At 64.3% G+C, this 23,782-nt stretch carries 24 protein-coding genes; 5 read left to right on the top strand and 19 right to left on the bottom strand.

The window, feature by feature from the left end; translation table 11 throughout:
* Positions 1-193: 193 nt before the first annotated feature.
* The gene (locus SBP02_RS20820; protein ID WP_318644339.1) at positions 194-1,117 is read right to left on the bottom strand and encodes a hypothetical protein; all 924 of its coding nucleotides are present in this window, start codon (positions 1,115-1,117) and stop codon (positions 194-196) included.
* A 240-nt stretch (positions 1,118-1,357) separates the two neighbouring features.
* Here SBP02_RS20820 and SBP02_RS20815 point away from each other — a divergent pair, with 240 nt between their 5' ends.
* The 3 genes from SBP02_RS20815 (at position 1,358) to SBP02_RS20805 (ending at position 4,544) form a co-directional block, all read left to right on the top strand.
* Positions 1,358-2,212, top strand: coding sequence for a DUF6502 family protein (locus tag SBP02_RS20815; protein ID WP_318644338.1), 855 nt, complete (start codon positions 1,358-1,360; stop codon positions 2,210-2,212).
* Positions 2,209-3,627, top strand: coding sequence for a DUF5666 domain-containing protein (locus SBP02_RS20810; RefSeq protein ID WP_318644337.1), 1,419 nt, complete (start codon positions 2,209-2,211; stop codon positions 3,625-3,627). The genes SBP02_RS20815 and SBP02_RS20810 overlap by 4 nt, the downstream gene beginning before the upstream one ends.
* A 164-nt stretch (positions 3,628-3,791) precedes the next feature.
* Entirely contained in the window at positions 3,792-4,544 is a 753-nt protein-coding gene (locus tag SBP02_RS20805; protein ID WP_318644336.1) for a hypothetical protein, read from the top strand.
* Positions 4,545-4,620: 76 nt separating this feature from the next.
* Here SBP02_RS20805 and SBP02_RS20800 read toward each other — a convergent pair whose 3' ends face one another.
* Positions 4,621-5,115 (bottom strand): winged helix-turn-helix transcriptional regulator, encoded by a 495-nt coding sequence (locus SBP02_RS20800; protein ID WP_318644335.1) that lies wholly within the window; start codon positions 5,113-5,115, stop codon positions 4,621-4,623.
* Between the two features lie 143 nt (positions 5,116-5,258).
* Here SBP02_RS20800 and SBP02_RS20795 point away from each other — a divergent pair, with 143 nt between their 5' ends.
* Positions 5,259-5,573, top strand: coding sequence for a hypothetical protein (locus SBP02_RS20795; RefSeq protein WP_318644334.1), 315 nt, complete (start codon positions 5,259-5,261; stop codon positions 5,571-5,573).
* Position 5,574: 1 nt separating this feature from the next.
* The gene (locus tag SBP02_RS20790; protein ID WP_318644333.1) at positions 5,575-6,876 is read left to right on the top strand and encodes a DUF1329 domain-containing protein; all 1,302 of its coding nucleotides are present in this window, start codon (positions 5,575-5,577) and stop codon (positions 6,874-6,876) included.
* Between the two features lie 129 nt (positions 6,877-7,005).
* On the opposite strand, the gene glmS is transcribed toward SBP02_RS20790, so the two are convergent.
* From glmS to mnmG, 17 genes are all read right to left on the bottom strand, one after another.
* Positions 7,006-8,856 (bottom strand): glutamine--fructose-6-phosphate transaminase (isomerizing), encoded by a 1,851-nt coding sequence (glmS, locus tag SBP02_RS20785; RefSeq protein WP_318644332.1) that lies wholly within the window; start codon positions 8,854-8,856, stop codon positions 7,006-7,008.
* A gap of 12 nt (positions 8,857-8,868) precedes the next feature.
* Complete coding sequence (locus SBP02_RS20780; protein ID WP_318644330.1) at positions 8,869-9,639, bottom strand: DeoR/GlpR family DNA-binding transcription regulator; 771 nt, start codon at positions 9,637-9,639, stop codon at positions 8,869-8,871.
* A gap of 98 nt (positions 9,640-9,737) precedes the next feature.
* On the bottom strand, positions 9,738-10,253 hold the full coding sequence (locus SBP02_RS20775; protein ID WP_318644329.1) for a M23 family metallopeptidase: 516 nt from the start codon (positions 10,251-10,253) through the stop codon (positions 9,738-9,740).
* Between the two features lie 18 nt (positions 10,254-10,271).
* Entirely contained in the window at positions 10,272-11,636 is a 1,365-nt protein-coding gene (gene glmU / locus SBP02_RS20770; RefSeq protein WP_318644328.1) for a bifunctional UDP-N-acetylglucosamine diphosphorylase/glucosamine-1-phosphate N-acetyltransferase GlmU, read from the bottom strand.
* Positions 11,637-11,722: 86 nt separating this feature from the next.
* The gene (locus SBP02_RS20765) at positions 11,723-12,151 is read right to left on the bottom strand and encodes a F0F1 ATP synthase subunit epsilon (protein WP_213640004.1); all 429 of its coding nucleotides are present in this window, start codon (positions 12,149-12,151) and stop codon (positions 11,723-11,725) included.
* 77 nt (positions 12,152-12,228) lie between these two features.
* On the bottom strand, positions 12,229-13,605 hold the full coding sequence (gene atpD, locus SBP02_RS20760; protein WP_318644327.1) for a F0F1 ATP synthase subunit beta: 1,377 nt from the start codon (positions 13,603-13,605) through the stop codon (positions 12,229-12,231).
* Positions 13,606-13,635: 30 nt separating this feature from the next.
* Positions 13,636-14,496 (bottom strand): F0F1 ATP synthase subunit gamma, encoded by an 861-nt coding sequence (gene atpG / locus SBP02_RS20755; RefSeq protein WP_213640006.1) that lies wholly within the window; start codon positions 14,494-14,496, stop codon positions 13,636-13,638.
* Between the two features lie 50 nt (positions 14,497-14,546).
* Positions 14,547-16,091, bottom strand: a complete 1,545-nt coding sequence (atpA, locus tag SBP02_RS20750; RefSeq protein WP_318644326.1) for a F0F1 ATP synthase subunit alpha — start codon at positions 16,089-16,091, stop codon at positions 14,547-14,549.
* Between the two features lie 21 nt (positions 16,092-16,112).
* A complete protein-coding gene (locus SBP02_RS20745; RefSeq protein WP_318644325.1) occupies positions 16,113-16,649 on the bottom strand; it encodes a F0F1 ATP synthase subunit delta in 537 nt (178 codons plus the stop codon).
* Positions 16,650-16,663: 14 nt separating this feature from the next.
* The gene (locus SBP02_RS20740; protein WP_318644324.1) at positions 16,664-17,134 is read right to left on the bottom strand and encodes a F0F1 ATP synthase subunit B; all 471 of its coding nucleotides are present in this window, start codon (positions 17,132-17,134) and stop codon (positions 16,664-16,666) included.
* Positions 17,135-17,190: 56 nt separating this feature from the next.
* The gene (atpE, locus tag SBP02_RS20735; RefSeq protein WP_003097235.1) at positions 17,191-17,448 is read right to left on the bottom strand and encodes a F0F1 ATP synthase subunit C; all 258 of its coding nucleotides are present in this window, start codon (positions 17,446-17,448) and stop codon (positions 17,191-17,193) included.
* A gap of 156 nt (positions 17,449-17,604) precedes the next feature.
* Positions 17,605-18,471 carry a F0F1 ATP synthase subunit A gene (gene atpB / locus SBP02_RS20730; RefSeq protein ID WP_318644286.1) on the bottom strand — a complete coding sequence of 289 codons (867 nt, stop codon included), beginning with the start codon at positions 18,469-18,471 and terminating at the stop codon, positions 17,605-17,607.
* Between the two features lie 16 nt (positions 18,472-18,487).
* A complete protein-coding gene (locus tag SBP02_RS20725) occupies positions 18,488-18,895 on the bottom strand; it encodes a F0F1 ATP synthase subunit I (protein WP_318644285.1) in 408 nt (135 codons plus the stop codon).
* Positions 18,896-19,054: 159 nt separating this feature from the next.
* The gene (locus SBP02_RS20720; protein ID WP_318644284.1) at positions 19,055-19,927 is read right to left on the bottom strand and encodes a ParB/RepB/Spo0J family partition protein; all 873 of its coding nucleotides are present in this window, start codon (positions 19,925-19,927) and stop codon (positions 19,055-19,057) included.
* 10 nt (positions 19,928-19,937) lie between these two features.
* A complete protein-coding gene (locus tag SBP02_RS20715; protein ID WP_318644283.1) occupies positions 19,938-20,726 on the bottom strand; it encodes a ParA family protein in 789 nt (262 codons plus the stop codon).
* Positions 20,727-20,738: 12 nt separating this feature from the next.
* Positions 20,739-21,386, bottom strand: a complete 648-nt coding sequence (gene rsmG, locus SBP02_RS20710; RefSeq protein WP_318644282.1) for a 16S rRNA (guanine(527)-N(7))-methyltransferase RsmG — start codon at positions 21,384-21,386, stop codon at positions 20,739-20,741.
* On the bottom strand, positions 21,386-23,278 hold the full coding sequence (gene mnmG / locus SBP02_RS20705) for a tRNA uridine-5-carboxymethylaminomethyl(34) synthesis enzyme MnmG (protein WP_318644281.1): 1,893 nt from the start codon (positions 23,276-23,278) through the stop codon (positions 21,386-21,388). Before mnmG ends, rsmG begins: the two co-directional genes overlap by 1 nt.
* Positions 23,279-23,782 lie beyond the last annotated feature (504 nt).

Below are 23,782 nucleotides of genomic sequence, written 5' to 3'. Positions count from 1 at the left end.
GCGACTGGCCTGACCACCGGTCGTTGACACTCGGGCTGACAGTATTAATCTCAATTTGTGGGAAATTTTCCCACACAACAAGGCTGACTGGTCCCGAAGGATCGTGCGGAAACCGCAGTTGCACCGAGTCACTGCAGAAAGATGGCCGCGCTGGTTGGCTAGCCGCCCCGATGGGCGGCGGGAAACTCACTGGTTACTGCGTGCGCGGCGCAAGCCGCCACGCAGTTCTAAGCGGAGGTTCATCATGCTGCTCAAGAAATGTTTGTTGGCTCTGGCCATTGGTGGCGTCCTGTCGGCATCGACGGTCCTGGTACCCGATTACGTGGATAGTTTCTCCAGCGTGTACGCCAAGGATGGGGGTAGCGGCGGCAGCGGCGGCGGTCATGGCGGTGATGGTGGCGGCGGCCGAGGGGGTGACGGTGGCGGCGGTCACGGTGGCGACGGCGGCGGCGGTCGAAGCGGTCACGGTGGTGGCGGTCACGGCGACGGCGGTGGACACGGCGGCGACGGCGGCGGTCATGGCAGAGGGGGCCACGACGGCGACGGTCATGGCGGCCGCGGCGGCGACGACGCCGACCATGATGGCATGGCCGGAAACAGGGGCCATGGCAAGGGCCGGGACCACGACGCGGCGAAAGATGCCGCAGATGCGGACAGAGACGCCGCGAGAAATGAGGCCAATGCGACCAGGGAGGCGGCTAGAGACGCTGCAGACGCGGCCCGAGAGGCGGCCAGAGACGCGGCAGATGCGGCCCGGGATGCCGCCAGAGCGGCTGCAGATGCCGCCCGAGATGCGGCCAAGGCGGCTGGAGATCCGAACGCCGATGCCGCCCGCGACGCGGCCAGAGCCGCTGCAGATGCGGCCCGGGATGCCGCCAGAGCGGCTGCAGACGCCGCCCGGGATGCCGCCAAGGATGAGGCCGATGCGGCTCGAGATGCAGCCAAAGCGGCTGCAGATGTAGCCCGAGATGCCGCCCGGGATGCGGCCAAGGCGGCTCGCCCACATGACGACGATGACGCGCCCGATGCCCCCGATGATCCGGACGACGATGTCGTCGAGATGGAGCCCGATGACGCGCCCGACGCTCCGGATCTGGACGTGGTCGAGGTAGAGCACTAGGCCTGCGCGTAGTAGAGGACGTCCCGGGGGCCCAAGGGACGTAATGCCAGGGAGTCGCAAGCCCCGGTTCGCCGGGCTTGCGACACCTCGACGCAATCGGCGCACATGCTGCACAGGAGCTACATATGCCCTAGCGTTCGTCCACCCTCTCGCGGCAAGCATCTGCTCCGGACGCGGGTGCCGGCCCAGGTTGCTGATAGCCTGGGCGCTGGTCAGGACTCTTGAGGAACACCTTGAATGCATTTGCCCACCTTGCCTCCCTCCCTGCTGTCGGCGCTGCAACACGTCATGCGCCCGGTGGTGAGGTTGATGCTCAAGAAGGGGGTCACCTACACCAGCTTCGCCAATCTGCTCAAGCAGGTGTTCGTCGATGTCGCCGAGCACGAGTTCCGCCTCGACGACAAGCCTCCGACCGACAGCAGGATCAGCCTGCTGACGGGCGTGCATCGCAAGGATGTGCGGCGTCTGCGGGCCAAGGCAAGCGAAGACGAGAGCAGCCTGCCCGAAGTCATTTCCTTTGGCGCTCACCTGGTCAGCGTCTGGCTGAACAACCCGCCGTTCTGCGAGCGGCCCGGTCGGCCGTTGCCCCTGGCGCGTCTGTCCAGCACCGGCGGCGCCGGCTCGTTCGATGCGCTGGTGGCCCAGGTCAGCACGGATATCCGTGCCCGCGTCGTGCTGGACGAGTGGCTGCGCCTGGGCGTCGTGCGCCTGGACGAGCAGGACCGCGTCCATCTGCAGGCGCTGGCGTTCATTCCGCAGCGGGGATTCGACGAGAAGATCGCCTATTTCCGGCACAACCTCCACGACCATGCCTGCGCCGCCGTGCACAACCTGACCGAGGCCGGCACGCCCTTCTTCGAGCGCAGCGTGCACTACGACAGCCTGTCGCCCTGGGCGGTTGCCCAGCTGCGCGAGGCCGTGGAGATCGAAGGCATGCAGGTGCTGAACGGCCTCAACCTGCTGGCAGCGGAGATGGAGGAACGGGACATTCCCTCCGCCGACGCACGGCAGCGCATCACCATCGGCCTGTATTTCTACACTGAAGCCAATCCGGCAGCAGCCTCCACCCCGACAACGGCCAGTTCATCATGAGCACTACCACGCGCCTGCTCTGTGCCTTAGCTTTCCTCTGCACGTCACTGCTGCCGGCTTCTCCGGCGCTTGGCGCCACGCCGGCCTGCCTCGAGCCCGGCGGCATGGGCGGCACCGGCGCCGTGGCGACTGGCGGTGTCGGCGGCACCGGCGCTCCGGCCGAACAGGGGGGCGTAGGAGGTACAGGTGCGACCGATAACGGCGGAATCGGTGGCACGGGCATAGTGGGTACCATCACCGGCTTCGGCTCCATCTGCGTCAATGGCGTGGAAGTACACTTCGATAACCAGCTCGTGCTCAGCGAGAACGGCCTGCCCGCCAGCAGCGACCGGCTGGCGATCGGCCAAGTCGTGGCGGTGGAGGCCCGCCCATCGAAACGTGGCCTCGAGGCGCGGAGCATCGCGATCCTGCATGCCTATGAGGGGCCGATCACGGCGCTGGCAGCGGGCGCCGCGCCGCTGCGGGTGATGGGACAACCGGTGCGCGTGGCCGCCGGCGCCCGGGTGGCGCAGGGCCTGCGCCCCGGCGAGGCGGTACGGGTCAGCGGCCTGCGCAATGCCCGGGGCGAAGTGCTCGCCAGCCGGATCGACCGGGCCGCCAACCTGACCCAGGTCAGTGCCATAGGCACCGCCGCGCGAGGCGGCGATCTCCACGGCCTGGCCCTCAGCAAGCCGCTGGCCGTCAGCGGCGAGGTCCTGGTGCGCGGCACCTGGAACGGCAGGCAGCTGGAGGTCGTCCAGACGCACCGCGATCCGGGCATGCCCTTCGCCGGCCGGGTGCGCCATGCCCTGGTGGAGGGCCTGGTACGCGGGCGCCAGGGCAATCGCATCGCGTTCGGCGGGTTCACCGCCCAGGTGGATCGCGATACCGCCTATCTCGGCGGCCAGGCCGCCGACCTGGCGCTCGACCGGCGCATCCGGGTCACCGGCGAGTTCGGCAAGGGACGGGATATCCGCGCCCTGCGCATCGAATTCTCCCGCGAGCAGCCGGCCGCGCCGGGCCACTCGGGCAGCGGCCAGCACGCCCCGTCCGCGACCGCAGACGAGCAACAGCAAGGCCGCAGCGCCGAGCGCGACGACCTCGAGTCACGCGAGCGCGGCGACGACGGCGAGACCCGCGAGCGCCTCGAACGGCGCGACGATGGCGAAACCCGCGAGCGGATCGAACGCCGGGAGGAATCCGCCTCCGGCGAACTGGAACGGATCGAGCGGATCGAGGTACGCGACGCCCCGGACCGCCTGGAAACCCGCGAGCGGATCGAGATCTTCGAGAACGGCGTGCGGGTGGAGCGGATCGAGCGCATCGAACGAGTGGAACGCGGCGATAAGCCCGAACGGGTGGAGCGCGTGGAGCGGGTGGACAGGCCCGAACGCCTCGAACGACCGGACAGGGTGGACAACTCCGGCCGTCACTGAAGGCGGCAGCACGCCTGTGTCCAAGCGCAGCGCGGATCGCCGGCTAAGCTGAACGAGGCGGGTTGTCCGCCGCGCCGGCCTGATGGCGACCAAGGCCCCGAGGCTCGACGCGGGCGGGCTGCGCGCGATCCGCACGTCGTTATCCGGATAGCCACGAGGTAACCATGAGAAGCGCTCGCGTGATCTTGCCGGGCCTGTTGCTCGTTCTCGCCGTACCCGTTCTGGCCGAGGGGCTCACGGTTTCGACCGGGGTCGATTACTCGCGGGGAAAATACGGCACGCCGACCACCAGCGAGACCTGGTATGTCCCGGTGATCGCCAGGTACGAAACCGGCCCCATGCTCTACAAGCTGACCGTCCCCTACCTGCGTATCACCAATCCCTCGGTGGGGCCGGATGGCGAACCCCTATCCGGAAGCTGCGGCCGCGTCGAGAGCGGCCTGGGCGACACTGTGGCCAGCGCCGGTTACGCCCTGCTCGATGGCAGCGGGAGTAGCGGGCTGATGCTGGACCTGGTCGGCAAGGTCAAGCTGCCGACGGCCGACGAAGACCACTGCCTGGGAACCGGCAAGACCGACTACTCCGCCCAGCTCGATGTCGCCCGGGCCTTCGGCGCGATCAGCGGTTTCGCCACCCTGGGCTGGAAGAAGTTCGGCGACCCCGCGGACACCGACCTGCGCGATCCGCTCTTCGCCTCCCTGGGCCTGGTCGGCAGACTCGCGCCGGCGACCTACCTGGGCGTGGCCTACGACTGGCGGCAGAAGGTGACCGCCAACGGCGACGAGATCCAGGAGCTCACCCTGTTTCTGACCCAGAGGCTCGGCCCGTCCTGGAAGGTCCAGCTCTATGCGCTCAAAGGCTTTTCCGATGCCAGCCCCGACGCCGGCGGTGGCCTGCTGCTGAGCCACTCGTTCTAAACCCGCAGCCCCTCCGCCGCCAGCTGTCCGGCATCGGCAGCGCCAGCGGGGCGCTACTCACGGGCCGGCGCCGGCATCAGGCGCGGCTCTTCTTCTGGTGGATCTGGCGAATCCTTTCGCGGGTTTGCGCATTGGCGCCCGGCCCGTCACAGATGCCGACGTCGTTCGGGCTCACTTCATTGCCCTCCTGGTCATAGAACCTTGCGCGCGTCAGCGGCAAGCCGGTTTTCTTGTTGACCAACAACACGGGCGGCCCTTCTTCATGCGGGTACCAGCGGTCCCCCCATTGCAACATGCTCATGATGATGGTGTTGACCTCCTGCCCCTTTTCCGTGAGGTAGTAGTCGACGCTGCCGCCCTGGTTCTGCTTCCGCAGAACCTCATGTTCGAGCAGCAGTTTCAGGCGCTTGGACAGGATGCTCTTGGACATGCCCAGGTTGCGTTGAAACTCATCGAACTTGGTGGTTCCCCATAGCGCCTCCCTGACGATCAGCACGTTCCACCAGTCGCCGAGGATGTCCAACGACCGCGCCAACGAGCAGTTTCGCCCTTCGAAGCTCACTCTCTCCATGACTCAACACCTAACCATCTGAAATTTAACGAAATTACCCAAGGCTCTGAAGCCCTTGACAGGTTCTATAATGAAACCTATGGTGTTCATGGTTCTATGATGGAACCTCGTACTCCGCAAGTCAAACCCTTGGAGCGATCGACATGAGCAGAATGCTGTACCCCAGCCTCGTGGCCGTGACCATGGCGGCCTTCGTCGGCTACGCCTCGGCGAGTCAGGAGCCCGTCGAACCGGTCTGCCTTACCAATGAAATCGATAAGGAACTGATCAGCAGTAGCCTGGCCATTACGGCCGGAGAGTGTCACCTGAATGCCGCCGAGAAGGATCAGCAACAGGCCATGCAGCATGCGCAATTGGCCTATAGCTGGTTTGCCTATGCGCAACGGCTATCCGGCAGCGTCAGCCCGAAATATCTGCAACAGGCGGCCGCGAAAATCGATGAACTGCAGGTTAAATAATATGAAGAATACTTTTCTGCCTTCTTTGCTGCTGCTCGGTTGTCTCTCTGCCCAGGCCCAGGAACTTACCGCCGTGGGTGCCGAAGTCGCGGCCAACGCAGACGGATCGATTCCGGCCTGGACCGGCGACTTCAAGGCTGCCGGCCCGGGCCTGTCCGATCCGTTTGCGGGCGAGTCGGCGATCCTGCGCATTGCGGCCGACAACGTCCACGCGCACAAGGCCCATCTAACCGATGGCCAGGTTGCCATGCTGCAGCGCTACCCGGACAGCTACTTTCTCGACGTCTACCCATCGCATCGAACCGCCGTGTTGCCGGCGTCCGTGCAGGAGGCGGCGAAGTACAACGCGCTCAACGCAAAGTTGAGCAGCGATGCCAATGGCGTGGAGGGATACAAGGGCTACTACCCCTTCCCCTCGCCCAAGAATGGCCTCGAAGCCGTCTGGAATCATTTCATGCGCTACCGCGGCGGAAGTCTGCTGCGTGATCAGGTGCAGGTCGTCACCCAGGCCAATGGCAGCTACAGCGAAGTCAGAATCAACGAACAGGTCGTCTGGCCGGAAAAGCTCGATGGCTACGACGAGGTCGCCGACAAGAACGTGATGCTTTACGCCAGACAGGCCGTCGTAGCGCCGTCCCGGCTCGCCGGAAACATCTTGTTGGTTCATGAAACCGTCAACCAGGTCGAGCAGCCGCGTCTCGCCTGGATGTACAACGCCGGCCAGCGCCGGGTGAGGCGCGCGCCCCAGGTGGCCTACGATGGTCCCGGCACGGCCGCCGACGGGCTGCGCACCTCCGATAACGCGGACATGTATTCCGGATCACCGGATCGCTACGACTGGAAACTCGAGGGGAAACAGGAGATTTACATTCCCTACAACAACTACCGACTGACCGACCCGTCACTCTCGGTCGCCGATGTTGCCGGCAAGGGCCATATCAACCAGAACCTGACCCGCTATGAGAAGCATCGGGTATGGAAAGTGGTTGGCACGCTGAAGGCCGGGATGCGCCATATCTACAGCAAGCGCGTGCTCTACTTGGATGAGGATACCTGGCAGATCGCCTTGGCCGAGCAATACGACAATCGCGGCGAGTTGTGGCGCTTTTCCGAAGGCTTCCACGTGCAGTTCCATTATGCCGATACCCCCTGGTATGCGGCGGAAGCCATTTATGACCTGACCAGCTCCAGATACCTGATCTATGGCCTGCTGGTCGATGCCCAGCATCCCATCGAGTTCGGCTTCCGCGCGTCCAAGAGCGACTACCAACCCGCTGCGCTGCGCCACCTGGGGATCAAGTAAGGACCATGAGCCACGCCCTGCACCGGCGTCCTGCTCGGCTGCAGTGAGGCCGACATCGTCACTGGCCGGGTCGAAATGGCGGGATGGAACTGCACGTCCATCCGCCATTTCACCCCAGGCCAGCGCGGACTATTCGACCGTTACACTCTTGGCCAAATTGCGCGGCTGGTCGACGTCGGTGCCCTTGAGCACGGCGACGTGGTAGGACAGCAGCTGCAGCGGGATGGTGTAGAGGATGGGCGCCAGCACGTCGTGGATGTGCGGCATGTTCACCACATGGGTGCCCTCGCCGTTGCTCATGCCGGCCTGCTGATCGGCGAAGACGATCAGCAGGCCGCCGCGGGCGCGCACTTCCTGCAGGTTGGACTTGAGCTTCTCCAGCAGCTCGTTGTTCGGCGCCACGGTGACCACCGGCATGTCGCTGTCCACCAGGGCCAGGGGGCCGTGCTTGAGCTCGCCGGCCGGATAGGCCTCGGCGTGGATGTAGCTGATCTCCTTGAGCTTGAGCGCCCCTTCCATGGCCACCGGGTACTGGGCGCCACGGCCGAGGAACAGGCTGTGGTGCTTCTCGGCGAACAGCTCGGAGACCTTCTCCACCACCGCGTCCATCGCCAGGGCCTCGCCCAGGCGGGTCGGCAGGCGGCGCAGTTCCTCCACCAGTTCGGCTTCCAGCTGCGGCGCGAGGCTGCCGCGCACCCGGCCCAGGGCCAGGCACAGCAGCAGCAGGCCGACCAGCTGGGTGGTGAAGGCCTTGGTCGAGGCCACGCCGATCTCCGGGCCGGCCTGGGTCAGCAGGCACAGGTCGGACTCGCGCACCAGGGAGCTGATGCCGACGTTGCAGATCGCCAGGCTGGCCAGGTAGCCGCCCTGCTCGGGGCTCAGGGCCTTGGCGTTGCGCAGCGCGGCCAGGGTGTCGGCGGTCTCGCCGGACTGGGAGATGCTGACGAACAGGGTGTCGGGCTGCACCACCACCTGGCGGTAGCGGAATTCGCTGGCCACCTCGACCTGGCAGGGCACCCCGGCCAGCGCCTCCAGCCAGTAACGGGCGACCATGCCGGCGTGGAAGCTGGTGCCGCAGGCGACGATCTGCACGTTGCGCACCTTGGCGAACAGCTCGGCGGCCTGGGGGCCGAAGGCCTGGGTCAGCACGTGATCGGCGGCCAGGCGGCCTTCCAGGGTGCGCTGCACCACCTTGGGCTGCTCGTGGATCTCCTTGAGCATGAAGTGGCGATATTCGCCTTTATCCGCCGCCTCGGCGCCCTCGTGGTACTGCACCTGCTCGCGCTGCACCGGCTGGCCGTCGAGATCCCAGACCTGCACGGCATCGCGGCGGATCTCGGCGATGTCGCCCTCCTCCAGGTACATGAAACGGTCGGTGACCTGACGCAGGGCCAGCTGGTCGGAGGCCAGGAAGTTCTCCCCCAGGCCCAGCCCGATCACCAGCGGGCTGCCGCTGCGGGCGGCCAGCAGGCGATCGGGCTGGCGGGCCGAGATCACCGCCAGGCCATAGGCACCGTGCAGGTCCTTGACCGCGTCCTTGAGCGCGACGGTCAGGTCCGGCTGGCTCTTGAGCTTGTGGTCGAGCAGGTGGACGATGACCTCGGTGTCGGTGTCCGAGGCGAACACGTAGCCCAGCCCCTTGAGCTGGCTGCGCAGCGCCTCGTGGTTCTCGATGATGCCGTTGTGCACCACCGCCAACTCGCCGCCGGAGAAGTGCGGGTGGGCGTTGTGTTCGGTCGGCGCACCATGGGTGGCCCAGCGGGTATGGGCGATGCCCAGGCGCCCGGCCAGGGGCTCGGCAGCCAGGGCCTGCTGCAGTTCGCTGACCTTGCCGACCCGGCGCCGGCGCTCGAGGCCGCCCTGATCGTCCAGCAGCGCCACCCCGGCACTGTCGTAGCCGCGGTATTCCAGGCGCTTGAGGCCCTCGACCAGCACGGCGGTGATGTTGCGTTCGGCGACGGCGCCCACGATGCCACACATAGTTATCTCTCCTTAGTCGTGCACGGTCGCGCAGATCAGCTTGATCCCACGCGCCGTCAGTTGTTCACGGGCCTCGGCGGGGAGGCGCTCGTCGGTGATCAGGGTATGGACGCTGCTCCAGGGCAGCTCCAGATTGGGAATCTTGCGGCCGATCTTGTCGCTCTCGACCATGACGATGACCTCCCGGGCCACCTCGGCCATCACCCGGGACAGCCCCAGTAACTCGTTGAAGGTGGTGGTACCTCGCGCCAGGTCGATGCCGTCGGCGCCGATGAACAGCTGGTCGAAGTCGTAGGAGCGCAGCACCTGCTCGGCGACCTGGCCCTGAAAGGACTCGGAATGAGGGTCCCAGGTTCCGCCGGTCATCAGCAGCACCGGCTCGTGCTCCAGGTCGCGCAGGGCGTTGGCCACGTTCAGCGAATTGGTCATCACCACCAGGCCCGGCTTGTGCCCCAGCTCGGGAATCATCGCCGCGGTGGTGGTGCCGCTGTCGATGATGATTCGCGCGTGCTCGCGAATCCGCGCCACCCCGGCGCGGGCGATGGCCTGCTTGTAGCGGGAAATGGGCTGGCCGCCGTCGCCGATCAGTTCCTGCGGCATGGGCACCGCGCCGCCGTAGCGGCGCAGCAGCAGGCCATTCTTCTCCAGGGCGGCGAGGTCCTTGCGGATGGTCACTTCCGAGGTGGCAAAGCCCTTGGCCAGGGCATCGACGCTGACCTCGCCCTGCTCGTTGAGCAGGGCGAGGATGGCGTGGCGGCGCTGCGGGGTGTTGCGCTTCGACATGGAAAAGTTTCGATTCGAAAGTTAGTGGCGCGAATCAAAACCTAACGAAGCTTTTGCGTCAAGCACGAGATGGACAAATGGCTGAATCCCGAGCCGGGTCATCGTTCGGCGCGTGACAGGATCTGGTTAGGATCGAGGTAGAACATCTTCTTCCAGCCCTGAGTCGTATCGTCCATGCGCCATGGCAAAGGCAGCAGGCTGACGACTGAATAGTGCAGATGCGCCGGCTTGCCCCGCGCATTGCCACTGTCGCCGACCCTGCCCAGGTAAGTGCCGCCGAGCAGCGGCTGCCCTGGGTAGACATCATAGGCTTGCAGGTGGGCATAGTAGTGAATGCGCCATTTCGGCCCCAGGACGACGATCACCTTGCCGCCCCGCTCGATCTCGCCACGGTACAGCACCACCCCATAGCTGGCAGCACGTACCGCTGTGCCCGGCTTGGCAAAGATATCGATGCCCTTGTGCACGCCGGAGCGACCCCAGGGTTCGTACCAGAAGGTCTGCGCGTTCCAGTCACGGATGCTGGCACCCTCCACCGGAATCCGTGGCCATTCGGGCAGACAAGCCCACAGCAGCGCAGCCGCCACCCCTAGCCAGGCTTTGCGTGACGGCATCCTTGCCTCCCCGTGCATTCAGCCCTGGCGCTTGGTCGGCCGCTTCCAGCCGTCGATATTGCGTTGCTTGGCCCGGCCCACCGCCAGGCTGTCGGCCGGCACGTCGGTGGTGATCACCGAACCGGCGCCGGTGGTGGCGCGGTCGCCGAGGGAAACCGGGGCTACCAGGGCACTGTTGGAGCCGATGAACACGTCCTCGCCCATGACCGTGCGGAACTTGTTGGCGCCGTCATAGTTGCAGGTGATGGTGCCGGCGCCGATGTTGCTGCGCGCGCCGATCTCGGCGTCGCCCAGATAGCTCAGGTGGCCGGCCTTGGCCCCCTCGCCCAGTACGGCGTTCTTCAACTCTACGAAGTTGCCGACATGGGCCTTGGCACCGAGCACGGCACCGGGTCGCAGGCGGGCGAACGGACCGCAGTCGGCGCCCTCGCCCAGCTCGGCGCCGTCCAGATGGCTGTTGGCCTTGACGATGGCGCCCTTGCGCAGGACGCTGTCCTTGATCACGCAGTTGGCGCCGATCTCGACGCCCTCCTCGATCACCACCCGGCCCTCGAGGATCACGTTGATGTCGATGAGCACGTCGCGGCCGACGCTGACCTCGCCGCGCAGGTCGAAACGCGCCGGGTCGCGCAGGGTGACGCCCTGGGCCATCAGCTGGCGCGCCGCCCGCTGCTGGTAGTGGCGCTCCAACTCGGCCAGCTGGATGCGGTCGTTGGCGCCCTGCACCTCCATCGCGTCCTGCGGCTGCTCGGTGGCCACCGGCAGACCGTCGGCCACCGCCATGGCGATCACATCGGTCAGGTAGTACTCACCCTGGGCATTGCTGTTGGACAACCGCCCCAGCCAGTCGCCGAGGCGCGCGCCGGGCACGGCGAGGATGCCCGTATTGCCCTCGCAGATCTGCCGCTGTTCGGGGCTGGCGTCCTTGTGCTCGACGATGGCCTGCACCGCGCCGCTGGCGTCACGAACGATGCGGCCGTAGCCGGTCGGATCAACCAGATCGACGGTGAGCAGGGCCAGCTGATCGTCGCCGACCTTCTGCAGCAGGCGCTCCAGGGTGGCCTGCTCGATCAGCGGCACGTCGCCGTAGAGGATCAGCACCCGCTCTGCGGACAAGGCCGGCAATGCCTGGGCCACCGCATGGCCGGTGCCGAGCTGTTCGCGCTGCAGCACGAAGTTCAGATCGTCCGCCGCCAGTCGCTCGCGCACCATTTCGGCGCCATGGCCGATCACCACATGGATGCCCTGCGGTTTCAACTGACGCGCGGTGTCGATGACGTGGCCGAGCATGGACTTGCCGGCAACCGGGTGCAGGACCTTGGGCAGGGCGGAACGCATGCGGGTGCCTTGGCCGGCGGCGAGGATGACGATATCGAGGGACATGGGCAGGACAGATCCAGAAGAAGACGGAAAAGAAAAAGGGTAGCCAAGGCTACCCTTTTAACGACGTGCGATGAAGCCTGGCGGAATCAGCTGCCGCCGAACTTCTTGCGCAGCTGCTGGACGGTGCGCAGCTGGGCTGCGGCCTCGGCCAGGCGAGCGGCGGCGGAGCCGTAGTCGAACTCGGCGCCTTGTTCGTGCAGCGCCTTCTCGGCCGCCTTGACGGCTTCCAGGGCGGAGGCTTCGTCCAGGTCGGCGGCCCGCTGCACGGTGTCGGCGAGAACCTTGACCATGTTCGGCTGCACTTCCAGGAAGCCGCCGGAGATGTAGAACACCTCGGCTTCGCCACCCTGCTTGATCAAGCGGATCGGGCCCGGCTTGAGGTCGGTGATCAGCGGCGCGTGGCCCGGGGCGATACCGAGATCACCCAGGTTGCCGTGCGCGATCACCATCTCCACCAGACCGGAGAAGATTTCCGCTTCTGCGCTGACGATATCGCAATGGACTGTCATAGCCATACGCTTGCCTCACATTACAGGCTGTGGATAACACTTTATCCACAACCTGATGCGCCCGTTGCCGGGCGCATGGGTGATTACAGTTTCTTCGCTTTCTCGATGGCTTCTTCGATGCCGCCGACCATGTAGAACGCCTGCTCAGGCAGGTGGTCGTAGTCACCCTTGAGAATGCCGCTGAAGCCAGCGATGGTGTCCTTCAGGGAGACGTACTTGCCCGGCGAGCCGGTGAAGACCTCGGCCACGAAGAACGGCTGGGACAGGAAGCGCTGGATCTTACGGGCGCGGGATACCAGTTGCTTATCCGACTCGGACAGTTCGTCCATACCCAGGATCGCGATGATGTCCTTCAGCTCCTTGTAGCGCTGCAGCACGTACTGGACGCCACGGGCGGTCTCGTAGTGCTCGGTGCCGATCACGTTCGGGTCCAGCTGACGGGAGGTGGAGTCGAGCGGATCGACCGCCGGGTAGATACCCAGGGAGGCGATGTCGCGGGACAGAACCACGGTGGCGTCGAGGTGGGCGAAGGTGGTCGCCGGGCTCGGGTCGGTCAGGTCGTCCGCGGGTACGTAGACGGCCTGGATCGAGGTGATCGAGCCTTTCTTGGTGGAGGTGATGCGCTCCTGCAGGACGCCCATCTCCTCGGCCAGGGTCGGCTGGTAGCCTACTGCGGACGGCATACGGCCGAGCAGTGCGGACACCTCGGTACCGGCCAGGGTGTAACGGTAGATGTTGTCGACGAACAGCAGGACGTCACGGCCCTCGTCACGGAACTTCTCGGCCATGGTCAGGCCGGTCAGTGCCACGCGCAGACGGTTGCCTGGCGGCTCGTTCATCTGACCGTAGACCAGGGCTACCTTGTCGAGAACGTTGGAGTCCTTCATCTCGTGGTAGAAGTCGTTACCCTCACGAGTACGCTCACCCACACCGGCGAACACGGAATAACCGCTGTGCTCGATGGCGATGTTACGGATCAGTTCCATCATGTTTACGGTCTTGCCGACACCGGCACCACCGAACAGACCGACCTTACCCCCCTTGGCGAACGGGCAGACCAGGTCGATTACCTTGATGCCGGTTTCCAGCAGCTCGTTGCCGCCAGCCTGATCGGCGTAGGACGGCGCAGGGCGGTGGATTTCCCACTGTTCTTCTTCGCCGATCGGACCGGCTTCGTCGATGGGGTTGCCCAGCACGTCCATGATCCGGCCCAGGGTCGCTTTACCGACCGGTACGGAGATGGCCTTGCCGGTGCTGGTGACGTCCAGACCGCGCTTGAGGCCTTCGGTCGAGCCCATCGCAATGGAACGAACCACGCCGTCGCCCAGTTGCTGCTGGACTTCCAGGGTGGTTTCGGCGCCGACTACTTTCAGCGCTTCATACACACTCGGCACCTGATCACGCGGGAATTCCACGTCGATAACGGCGCCGATGATTTGAACGATACGTCCGCTACTCATCTTTGGTTCCTCTGAATATTTGAACCGTTCTTAAACCGCGGCAGCGCCGCCGACGATTTCCGAAATCTCTTGGGTGATCGCTGCCTGACGCGCCTTGTTGTAGATCAGCTGCAAATCGCTGATTAGGTCACCGGCGTTGTCGGTGGCGTTCTTCATCGCGATCATCCGCGCAGCCTGCTCGGCGGCGTTGTTCTCGACCACCGCCTGGTACACCTGCGACTCCACGTAACGCACCATCAAGCCGTCCAGCAGCTCCTTGGCGTCGGGTTCGTACAGGTAATCCCAGTGATGCTTGAGCTCTTCATCCGGAGTCGCCACCAGCGGAATCAACTGCTCCACTGTCGGCTGTTGCGTCATGGTATTGATGAACTTGTTCGAGACCACGGACAAACGGTCGATGCGCCCTTCCAGGTAAGCATCGAGCATCACCTTGACCGAACCGATCAGATCGTTGATCGAGGGTTCCTCGCCCAGGTGGCTGATCGCAGCGACGACGTTGCCACCAAAGTTGCGGAAGAATGCCGCACCCTTGCTGCCGATCACGCAGAGATCGATCTCCACGCCGCGCTCGCGATTGCTCGCCATGTCCTTGACCAGAGCCTTGAACAGGTTGGTATTCAGGCCGCCGCACAGACCCCGGTCCGAACTCACCACCACATAGCCGACGCGCTTGACTTCGCGCTCGACCATGAAGGGATGGCGGTACTCCGGGTTGGCGTTGGCCAGATGACCGATGACCTGGCGGATACGCTCCGCATAGGGACGGCTCGACGCCATGCGCTGTTGAGCCCTGCGCATTTTGCTGACCGCCACCTTTTCCATGGCGCTGGTGATCTTCTGCGTGCTTTTGATGCTCGCAATCTTGCTGCGAATCTCTTTTGCGCCTGCCATTTGACACCTATCGGGTTAGCAGGCGGGGGCCGCAGGGCCCCCGCTGCGGCTTACCAGGTTTGGGTGGCCTTGAACTTCTCGATACCGGCTTTGAGCTGGCCATCGATGTCGTCGTTGAAGTCACCCTTCTCGTTGATCTTCGCCATCAGTGCGGCGTGATCCCGGTTGAAGTAAGCGATCAGGGCCTGCTCGAAGGCGCCGACTTTGGCAACTTCGATGTCCCGCAGGAAACCACGGTCGGCGGCATACAGCGACAGCGACATGTCGGCGATGGACATCGGCGCATACTGCTTCTGCTTCATCAGCTCGGTGACGCGCTGACCATGCTCGAGCTGCTTGCGGGTGGCTTCGTCCAGGTCGGAGGCGAACTGGGCGAAGGCCGCCAGTTCACGGTACTGAGCCAGGGCGGTACGGATGCCACCGGAGAGCTTCTTGATGATCTTGGTCTGCGCGGCACCACCGACGCGGGATACCGAGATACCGGCGTTGACCGCCGGACGGATGCCCGAGTTGAACATGGCCGATTCCAGGAAGATCTGACCGTCGGTGATGGAGATCACGTTGGTCGGAACGAACGCGGAAACGTCGCCCGCCTGGGTTTCGATGATCGGCAGGGCGGTCAGGGAACCGGTCTTGCCTTTCACTTCGCCGTTGGTGAACTTCTCGACATACTCTTCGGAAACGCGCGAGGCACGCTCCAGCAGACGGCTGTGGAGATAGAACACGTCGCCCGGGTAAGCTTCACGGCCTGGCGGACGGCGCAGCAGCAGGGAGATCTGGCGGTAGGCCACGGCCTGCTTGGACAGATCGTCATAGACGATCAGCGCGTCTTCGCCGCGGTCGCGGAAGTACTCGCCCATGGTGCAGCCGGCGTACGGCGCGATGAACTGCAGTGCAGCGGATTCGGAAGCGCTTGCAGCCACCACGATGGTGTTGGCCAGGGCGCCGTTCTCTTCCAGCTTGCGGACCACGTTGGCGATGGTCGACTGCTTCTGACCGATGGCCACGTAGACGCAGCGGATGCCGCTGTTCTTCTGGTTGATGATGGCGTCGACGGCCAGGGCGGTCTTACCGATCTGACGGTCGCCGATGATCAGCTCGCGCTGGCCACGGCCGACCGGGATCATGGCGTCGACCGACTTGTAGCCGGTCTGCACCGGCTGGTCGACCGACTTACGCCAGATCACGCCCGGTGCAACCTTTTCGACGGCGTCGGTCGCGGTGTTGTTCAGCGGACCCTTGCCATCGATCGGGTTGCCCAGTGCGTCGACCACGCGGCCCAGCAGCTCCGGACCTACCGGAACTTCCAGGATACGGCCGGTGCACTTGGCGCTCATGCCTTCGGCCAGGCTGGTGTAAGCACCCAGCACCACGGCGCCGACGGAGTCCTGCTCCAGGTTCAGTGCCATGCCGTAGACGCCGCCCGGGAACTCGATCATTTCGCCGTACATCACATCGGCGAGACCGTGAATGCGCACGATACCGTCGGAAACGCTGACGACAGTGCCTTCGTTGCGGGCTTGGGAGGCGACGTCGAGTTTCTCGATGCGCCCCTTGATGATTTCACTAATTTCGGAAGGATTGAGTTGCTGCATAGCTCTGCTGCCCCTTCAAACTCAAGATTTCAATGCTTCGGCCAGCTTCGCGATCTTGCCGCGAACTGAGCCATCGATAACCAGGTCGCCGGCGCGAATGACGACACCACCGATCAAGGCGGCGTCCTCCGCGGCGTGCAGACGCACTTCTCGGCCGAGCCGTGCACTGAGAACCTTGGCGAGTTTGTCTTGCTGTTCATCGCTCAATGCGAAGGCACTGGTGACATCCACGTCGATCGACTTCTCCTGTTCGGCCTTGTACAGCTCGAACAGTTCGACGATCTCCGGCAACAGGGCCAGACGATCGTTCTCGGCGAGAACGTGGATGAAATTGCGTACCTGGGCGTCGAACTTGTCACCACACACCTCGATGAAGGTGGTGGCCTTATCTGTACTCGTCAGACGCGGGGCCTTGAGCACGCGCTGCATGGTGTCGTCTTGCGACACCGCAGACGCCAGGCCGAGCATGGCTGACCAATCGGCCAGCTGCTGGTGGGCCTGGGCGTACTCGAAGGCAGCCTTGGCGTAAGGTCGGGCCAGCGTGGTCAGTTCTGCCATGATCGCGCCCTCGCTTAGATTTCGGCTGCCAGTTTGTTAACCAGCTCCGCATGCGCGTTATGGTCGATGGATACGCCCAGGATCTTCTCGGCACCGCTGACCGCCAGGCTGCCCACTTGGGCACGCAGGGCGTCTTTGACGCTGTTGAGTTCCTGTTCGATCTCGGCCTGAGCCTGAGCCTTCACGCGATCCGCTTCGACACGCGCCTGTTCACGGGCTTCGTCGACGATCTGGGTACCGCGTTTCTTGGCCTGCTCGATGATCTCGGCTGCCTGGGTTTTGGCTTCGCGCAGTTGTTGGGCCACTTTCTCATGGGCCAACTCCAGGTCACGAGCCGCACGGTTGGCAGCGTCCAGGCCATCTGCAATCTTCTTCTGACGCTCCTGCAAAGCCGTAATGACCGGAGGCCACACGTACTTCATGCAGAACAGCACGAAGATGAAGAAGGCAACGGACTGGCCAATCAGGGTTGCATTAATGTTCACGCCAACACCTCGCTCGTTCGTTGTCCGGCAAACCAATCACTCGAATGAACGAGTGATTAGCCAGCGATTTGACCAACGAAGGGGTTCGCGAAGGTGAAGAACAGTGCGATACCAACACCGATCATGGTCACGGCGTCCAGCAGACCGGCGACGATGAACATCTTGACCTGCAGCATCGGAACCATTTCCGGCTGACGCGCGGCGCCTTCCAGGAACTTGCCGCCCAGCAGGCCGAAGCCAATGGCGGTACCCAGGGCGCCCAGGCCGATCAGCAGAGCAACAGCGATAGCGGTCAGACCAACTACAGTTTCCATTTTTCCTCCCGACTTTTATGTCGTATTGGTTAAGGTTTTCTAAGGTAGAGCGGTAAAGCTAAATCGTTTGCAGCATGCCCTCGCGGGCTTCCACCAGCATCGCTACGCACCGGACCGTCTCCCGTACAGGAGACGGCGGGCGGCAGGTAGGCGCGGTTAGTGGTTGTCTTCGTGGGCCATCGACAGGTAGACGATGGTCAGCATCATGAAGATGAACGCCTGCAGGGTGATGATCAGGATGTGGAACACAGCCCAGGCCCAGTGCAGCACGATGCCGAAGGCGCCCAGCAGCCAGCCGGCACTGAACACCACGGCGATCAGGATGAAGATCAGCTCGCCGGCATAGAGGTTACCGAACAGACGCAGGGCCAGGGACACCGGCTTGGCGATCAGGGTGACGAACTCGAGCAGGAAGTTCACCGGTACCAGCAGGGCCTGGACCAGCACGTTCTTGCTGCCGAACGGGTGCAGGGTCAGTTCGCCGAGGAAGCCGCCGATGCCCTTGACCTTGATGCTGTAGAAGATGATCAGGGCGAATACCGAGAAGGACAGGCCCAGGGTGGCATTCGGGTCGGTGGTCGGCACCACGCGGAAGAACAGGTGGCTGTCGCCGCTCAGGTTGGCCGCGACCATCGGCAGCCAGTCCACCGGGATCAGGTCCATGAAGTTCATCAGGAAGACCCAGACGAAGATGGTCAGAGCCAGCGGCGCGATCAGCGGGTTACGGCCGTGGAAGGTTTCCTTGACGCTGTTGTCGACGAACTCCACCAGCACTTCGACGAAGTTCTGCAGGCCGCCGGGCTGACCGCTGGTCGCGCGCTTGGCGGCCATGCGGAACAGCAGGACGAAAATCAGGCCCAATACGACGGACCAGCCCAGGGTATCCACGTGGAATGCCCAGAACCCCATTTCTTTGGCTTGTTCTGCGGTGTGGGCAAAGCCCCAGTCACCATTGGGCAGTTTCCCGAAAGTCAGGTTCTGCAGGTGGTGCTGGATATAGCCCGAAGCGGTTTGTTCTGCCATGGTTGCCTCAAACGCCCTAAGGTCTCAAAAGTCTTATTTTCAGCAGCAGGGGCGCGAACCAGTTGACCAACTGGGTCAGCAGGAATACACCGAATACCGCCAGCGCATCCAATGGCTTCACGCCTGCGAACGTCAGTGCAAACAGCACTGCCGTCAAAATCAGCTTGCCCGCCTCGCCGGCATAGAACGACCGGACGATGGCCTGGGCGGCCCGCGCTCCGGAAAACCGGAACGCCTTATGGGCGAAGTACAGATTCGGCAGCCATGCAATCAGGCCACCGCACAATCCCGAGTAACCGGCCACCCGGCCTTGCCATTGCCAGAGCAGGGCGGCAGCGAGCAACACAACTACCAACTGCACCACCAGCACCGGAAACACCGGCAGACGATGGAAGGGCAGGCGGTTCGGCGTGCGTACATCCATCGTGGTCAACCCTGGAAACGGCCGCTGGTGTCGGCGCCAAAAAAATCAATGACTTGGCATACTTTGTGCCGACGAAATGCGCGCAGAGTATAGGGGCGCTTCCACCCCCATTCAACCTTCGGCAGCGAATTCCGAGCGGTCATTGCCCACGCAGATGTTTCAACGAATGTGCGCCAACACGCCTTGCAGTTCATCCAGCGAACTGTAACGGATGACCAGTTGCCCCTTGCCCTTCTGCCCGTGCTTGATCTGTACCGGGGAGCCCAACCGCTCAGCCAGGCGCTGTTCGAGGCGACTGATATCGGGATCAGGCTTGACCTTCTCGACAGGTTTCTCCTTGGCGTTGAGCCACTGCCGCACCAGTGCCTCGGTTTGGCGCACGGTCAGCCCGCGTGCGACAACATGTCGCGCCCCTTCGACCTGCTGCTCGGCCGGCAGGCCGAGCAGGGCGCGGGCATGGCCCATCTCCAGGTCGCCATGGGCGAGCAGGGTCTTGATCTCCTCCGGCAGGCCGATCAGACGCAGCAGGTTGGTGATGGTCGCCCTGGACTTGCCGACCGCCTCGGCGACCTGCTGCTGGGTCAGCTGGAATTCCTGCTGCAGGCGCTGCAGGGCCACGGCTTCCTCGATCGGGTTGAGGTCTTCGCGCTGGATGTTCTCGATCAGCGCCATGGCGATGGCGGCTTCGTCCGGTAGCTCGCGGACCATGGCCGGAATCCGCTCCAGGCCGGCCTGGTGGCAGGCGCGCCAGCGGCGTTCGCCGGCGACGATCTCGTAACGGCCGCCATCGATCGGGCGCACCACGATCGGTTGCATCACGCCCTGGGCCTTGATCGACTGGGCCAGCTCCTCCAGTGCGGTCGGGTCCATGTCCCGGCGCGGTTGGTACTTGCCGCGCTGGATCAGTTCCAGCTGCAGATGCTGCAGTTCCTGGCGGTCGGCCTGGACGGCTTCCTCCTGCAAGGCGGTGACACTGGTTCCCCCCAGCAGGGCGTCCAGGCCTCGTCCCAGCCCTCGTTTCTTGGCGGCCATGCGGAATTCCTTATGCGGTAGCAGTGTGGGCGCTGGCGCGCTGGCGGCGAACCAGTTCGCCGGCCAAGGCCAGATAGGCGATGGCACCACGGGATTGCTTGTCATAGACCAGCGCCGGCATGCCGAAGCTCGGCGCTTCGGCCAGGCGCACGTTGCGCGGGATCACGGTTTGATAGAGCTGCTCGGCGAAATGCTCCTTGAGCTGCGCCGAGACATCGTTGGTCAGGCTGATGCGCGGATCGTACATGGTACGCAGCAGCCCCTCGATCTTCAGGTTCGGATTGAGCATCTGACCGATGCGCTGGATGCTGTTGATCAGATCGCTGAGGCCCTCGAGGGCGTAGTACTCGCACTGCATCGGAATGATCACCCCGTCGGCGGCGACCAGGGCGTTGATGGTCAGCATGGACAGCGCGGGCGGGCAGTCGATGAGGATGTAGTCGTAGTTCTCGCGGATGGGCGCCAGGGCATTGCGCAGGCGGCTCTCCTTCATCTGCATTTCCAGCAGGGCGACTTCTGCCGCGGTCAGGTCGCGGTTGGCCGGCAGCAACTGGTAACCGCCATGCTCGGAAAACTGCATGGCCTCGACCAGGTTGCATTCGCCGATCAGCACGTCGTAGATCGAATGCTCCAGGGCGTGCTTATCCACACCGCTGCCCATGGTGGCGTTGCCCTGGGGATCGAGGTCGATCAGCAGCACGCGACGCTTGGTCGCCACCAGCGAGGCCGCCAGGTTGATGCAGGTGGTGGTCTTGCCCACCCCGCCTTTCTGGTTAGCGATTGCGAATACCTTAGCCATCTGCCCTTCCCCCTAGACCGAGCGACGCAGTATCAGCAGATGGCGTTGACCTTGGCAACCGGGAACCTTGAGCACCTCGGTGGTGGCGAGACGGAAGTCCGCCGGCAGGGCCTGCAGTTCGTCGTCCGGGTGCACGCCCTTCATCGCCAGCCAGCGGGTCCGCTCGTCACCCAGGTGGCGGGTCCAGTTGGCGAAGTCCTCCAGCGAGCTGAAGGCCCGGGAACAGATGCCGGCGAACGGCCGTGCGGGGGTGAAGGCCTCGACCCGGCTGTGGATAACTTCCAGGTTGGTCAGCTTGAGCTCCAGCTTCACCTGGGTGAGGAAGCGGGTCTTCTTGCCGTTGGAGTCGAGCAGGGTGAAGCGTCGCCGGGGAAACAGGATGGCCAGGGGGATGCCCGGCATGCCGCCGCCGCTGCCGACGTCCAGCCAGTCGTCGCCGTCCTCGGCGACGAAGGGCACCACGGACAGGCTGTCGAGCAGGTGGCGCGAGACCATCTCGTCGGGATCGCGCACCGCGGTGAGGTTGTAGGCCTTGTTCCACTTGATCAGCAGCGCCAGGTAGGCGAGCAGCTGCTCCTGCTGCGCCGCGGACAGCTCGACGCCCAACTCGCGGGCGCCCCGGGCCAGTTCCTCGGCATGACGATGGGTAACCGTGGACATCAGGCGCTGTGCTCCAGCTGGCGGCCGGCGCCGCGTTTCTTCAGGTGGATCAGCAGCAGGGAGATCGCCGCCGGGGTGACGCCGGGAATGCGCGAGGCCTGGCCGAGGGTCTGCGGCCTGGTCTCGCCGAGCTTGTGCTGGATTTCCTTGGACAGGCCGGAGATGGTCGCATAGTCGATGTCCGCCGGCAGCCGGGTGTCCTCGCTGGCACGCAGGCGGGCGATCTCCTCCTGCTGGCGGTCGATGTAGCCGGCGTACTTGGTCTTGATTTCCACCTGCTCGGCAACCTGGGGGTCCCCGGCGCCGCCACCGGTGAGCTCGACCAGGCCGGCGTAGTCGATCTCCGGACGGCTGAGCAGGCTGAGCAGGTTGTACTCGTGGCTCAGCGGGGTGCCGAAGCGCGCGGCGACGGCCTCGCCCTGGGGCGTGTTCGGCCGCACCCAGGTGCTCTTCAGGCGTTGTTCTTCCTGGGCGATGCCCTCGCGCTTGGCCTCGAAGGCCGCCCAGCGCGCATCGTCCACCAGGCCCAGCTCGCGGCCCTTCTCGGTCAGGCGAAGGTCGGCGTTGTCCTCGCGCAGGATCAGCCGGTACTCGGCGCGGGAGGTGAACATGCGGTAGGGCTCCTGGGTGCCCAGGGTGATCAGGTCGTCGACCAGTACGCCGAGGTAGGCCTCGTCGCGCCGCGGACACCAGCTGTCCCTGCCCTGGGCGCGCAACGCGGCATTGGTGCCGGCCAGCAGGCCCTGGGCGCCGGCCTCCTCGTAGCCGGTGGTGCCGTTGATCTGGCCGGCGAAGAACAGCCCGCCGATGACCTTGGTTTCCAGGCTGTACTTGAGATCCCGCGGATCGAAGTAGTCGTACTCGATGGCATAGCCCGGGCGGACGATATGGGCGTTCTCCATGCCGCGGATGGAGCGCACCACCTGCAGCTGCACGTCGAAGGGCAGCGAGGTGGAGATGCCGTTGGGGTACAGCTCGTGGGTGGTCAGGCCCTCGGGCTCGATGAACACCTGGTGGCTGTCCTTGTCGGCGAAGCGGTGGATCTTGTCCTCGATGGACGGACAGTAGCGCGGGCCGACGCCCTCGATCATCCCGGAGTACATGGGCGAGCGATCCAGGTTGGCGGCGATGATCTCGTGGGTACGCGCATTGGTATGGGTGATCCAGCAGCTGATCTGTCGTGGCTGCTGTTCGGCCTTGCCGAGGAAGGACATCAGCGGCGTCGGCCGGTCGCCGGGCTGCTCGGTCATCACCGAGAAGTCCACCGAGCGACCGTCGATGCGCGGTGGGGTGCCGGTCTTCAGCCGGCCGACGCGCAGCGGCAATTCACGCAGGCGCTGGGCCAGGGCGATCGAGGGCGGGTCGCCGGCGCGGCCGCCGGAATAGTTCTGCATGCCGATGTGGATAAGTCCGCCGAGGAAGGTGCCGGTGGTCAGCACCACCGCATCGGCGAGGAAGCGCAGGCCCATCTGGGTGACCACGCCCTTGACTTCGTCCTGCTCGACGATCAGGTCGTCCGCCGCCTGCTGGAATATCCACAGGTTGGCCTGGTTCTCCAGGGTCTCGCGAACGGCTGCCTTGTACAGCACGCGGTCGGCCTGGGCGCGGGTGGCCCGTACGGCCGGGCCCTTGCGGCTGTTGAGCACGCGGAACTGGATGCCACCGCGATCGGTAGCCTGGGCCATGGCGCCACCGAGGGCGTCGATTTCCTTGACCAGGTGGCTCTTGCCGATCCCGCCGATGGCCGGGTTGCAGCTCATCTGCCCGAGGGTTTCCACGTTATGGGTCAGCAGCAGGGTCTTGACCCCCATGCGCGCGGCCGCGAGGGCTGCCTCGGTGCCGGCGTGGCCGCCGCCGATGACGATCACCTGAAAACGGGAAGGGAAATCCACCACGCACCTCGTGCCTGTTGAGAATTTGGGGGGCTTTTGGGTCGAAAAGCTGGAAAGCCGGCAAGTATAGGCAGTTAGCCGAGGCGAATGAAGCCTCTTGAACAAAAAATAGCCAACCGGATGGGGAAGGCAGGAAGGTCGGTTAATAAAGAATAAATGAATGAATTTTTATAAAGCCTTGTTTTTATGTTTATTACTTATGCAGCGCTTTTCTGTGGATAGATCCCTGCAAGCCCCGTAGTAAATAGGCTACAGCGATGTATAAGGCTGTGCCATTCCGGTCGGTAGCCGGTGGGATAGCTGCTGCTAACCTGTGGAGGAAAGCCTTGGTTATGCACAGGGGCGATTATCCTCAGTTTTACGACCGGGTTATAGACCGAGTTCAGGGGCGGTTTTCCACAGGGCTCATCTCCCCTGTGGATGACCCTTTCACGCAGGAGAAAGCCCCCGCGTGCATCGTCGCAGGGCTTTCGAGGAAGGGGATGAGCGCGGGGAGGACGGACT

This window comes from Pseudomonas benzenivorans, from assembly GCF_033547155.1.
Lineage (GTDB): Bacteria > Pseudomonadota > Gammaproteobacteria > Pseudomonadales > Pseudomonadaceae > Aquipseudomonas > Aquipseudomonas benzenivorans_B.
This window is presented reverse-complemented; position numbering and strand designations above follow the sequence as displayed.

Bases quoted from the DNA above. Each gene is read 5' to 3' on its own strand.
- SBP02_RS20805 (WP_318644336.1), top strand. From the start codon at position 3,792: ATGAGAAGCGCTCGCGTGATCTTGCCGGGCCTGTTGCTCGTTCTCGCC.
- atpD (WP_318644327.1), bottom strand. From the start codon at position 13,605: ATGAGTAGCGGACGTATCGTTCAAATCATCGGCGCCGTTATCGACGTG.
- SBP02_RS20720 (WP_318644284.1), bottom strand. From the start codon at position 19,927: ATGGCCGCCAAGAAACGAGGGCTGGGACGAGGCCTGGACGCCCTGCTG.
- SBP02_RS20790 (WP_318644333.1), top strand. From the start codon at position 5,575: ATGAAGAATACTTTTCTGCCTTCTTTGCTGCTGCTCGGTTGTCTCTCT.
- rsmG (WP_318644282.1), bottom strand. From the start codon at position 21,386: ATGTCCACGGTTACCCATCGTCATGCCGAGGAACTGGCCCGGGGCGCC.
- SBP02_RS20725 (WP_318644285.1), bottom strand. From the start codon at position 18,895: ATGGATGTACGCACGCCGAACCGCCTGCCCTTCCATCGTCTGCCGGTG.
- SBP02_RS20745 (WP_318644325.1), bottom strand. From the start codon at position 16,649: ATGGCAGAACTGACCACGCTGGCCCGACCTTACGCCAAGGCTGCCTTC.
- atpB (WP_318644286.1), bottom strand. From the start codon at position 18,471: ATGGCAGAACAAACCGCTTCGGGCTATATCCAGCACCACCTGCAGAAC.
- glmS (WP_318644332.1), bottom strand. From the start codon at position 8,856: ATGTGTGGCATCGTGGGCGCCGTCGCCGAACGCAACATCACCGCCGTG.
- SBP02_RS20800 (WP_318644335.1), bottom strand. From the start codon at position 5,115: ATGGAGAGAGTGAGCTTCGAAGGGCGAAACTGCTCGTTGGCGCGGTCG.
- SBP02_RS20810 (WP_318644337.1), top strand. From the start codon at position 2,209: ATGAGCACTACCACGCGCCTGCTCTGTGCCTTAGCTTTCCTCTGCACG.
- SBP02_RS20765 (WP_213640004.1), bottom strand. From the start codon at position 12,151: ATGGCTATGACAGTCCATTGCGATATCGTCAGCGCAGAAGCGGAAATC.
- glmU (WP_318644328.1), bottom strand. From the start codon at position 11,636: ATGTCCCTCGATATCGTCATCCTCGCCGCCGGCCAAGGCACCCGCATG.
- SBP02_RS20780 (WP_318644330.1), bottom strand. From the start codon at position 9,639: ATGTCGAAGCGCAACACCCCGCAGCGCCGCCACGCCATCCTCGCCCTG.
- SBP02_RS20775 (WP_318644329.1), bottom strand. From the start codon at position 10,253: ATGCCGTCACGCAAAGCCTGGCTAGGGGTGGCGGCTGCGCTGCTGTGG.
- atpA (WP_318644326.1), bottom strand. From the start codon at position 16,091: ATGCAGCAACTCAATCCTTCCGAAATTAGTGAAATCATCAAGGGGCGC.
- SBP02_RS20795 (WP_318644334.1), top strand. From the start codon at position 5,259: ATGAGCAGAATGCTGTACCCCAGCCTCGTGGCCGTGACCATGGCGGCC.
- SBP02_RS20815 (WP_318644338.1), top strand. From the start codon at position 1,358: ATGCATTTGCCCACCTTGCCTCCCTCCCTGCTGTCGGCGCTGCAACAC.
- atpE (WP_003097235.1), bottom strand. From the start codon at position 17,448: ATGGAAACTGTAGTTGGTCTGACCGCTATCGCTGTTGCTCTGCTGATC.
- atpG (WP_213640006.1), bottom strand. From the start codon at position 14,496: ATGGCAGGCGCAAAAGAGATTCGCAGCAAGATTGCGAGCATCAAAAGC.
- SBP02_RS20715 (WP_318644283.1), bottom strand. From the start codon at position 20,726: ATGGCTAAGGTATTCGCAATCGCTAACCAGAAAGGCGGGGTGGGCAAG.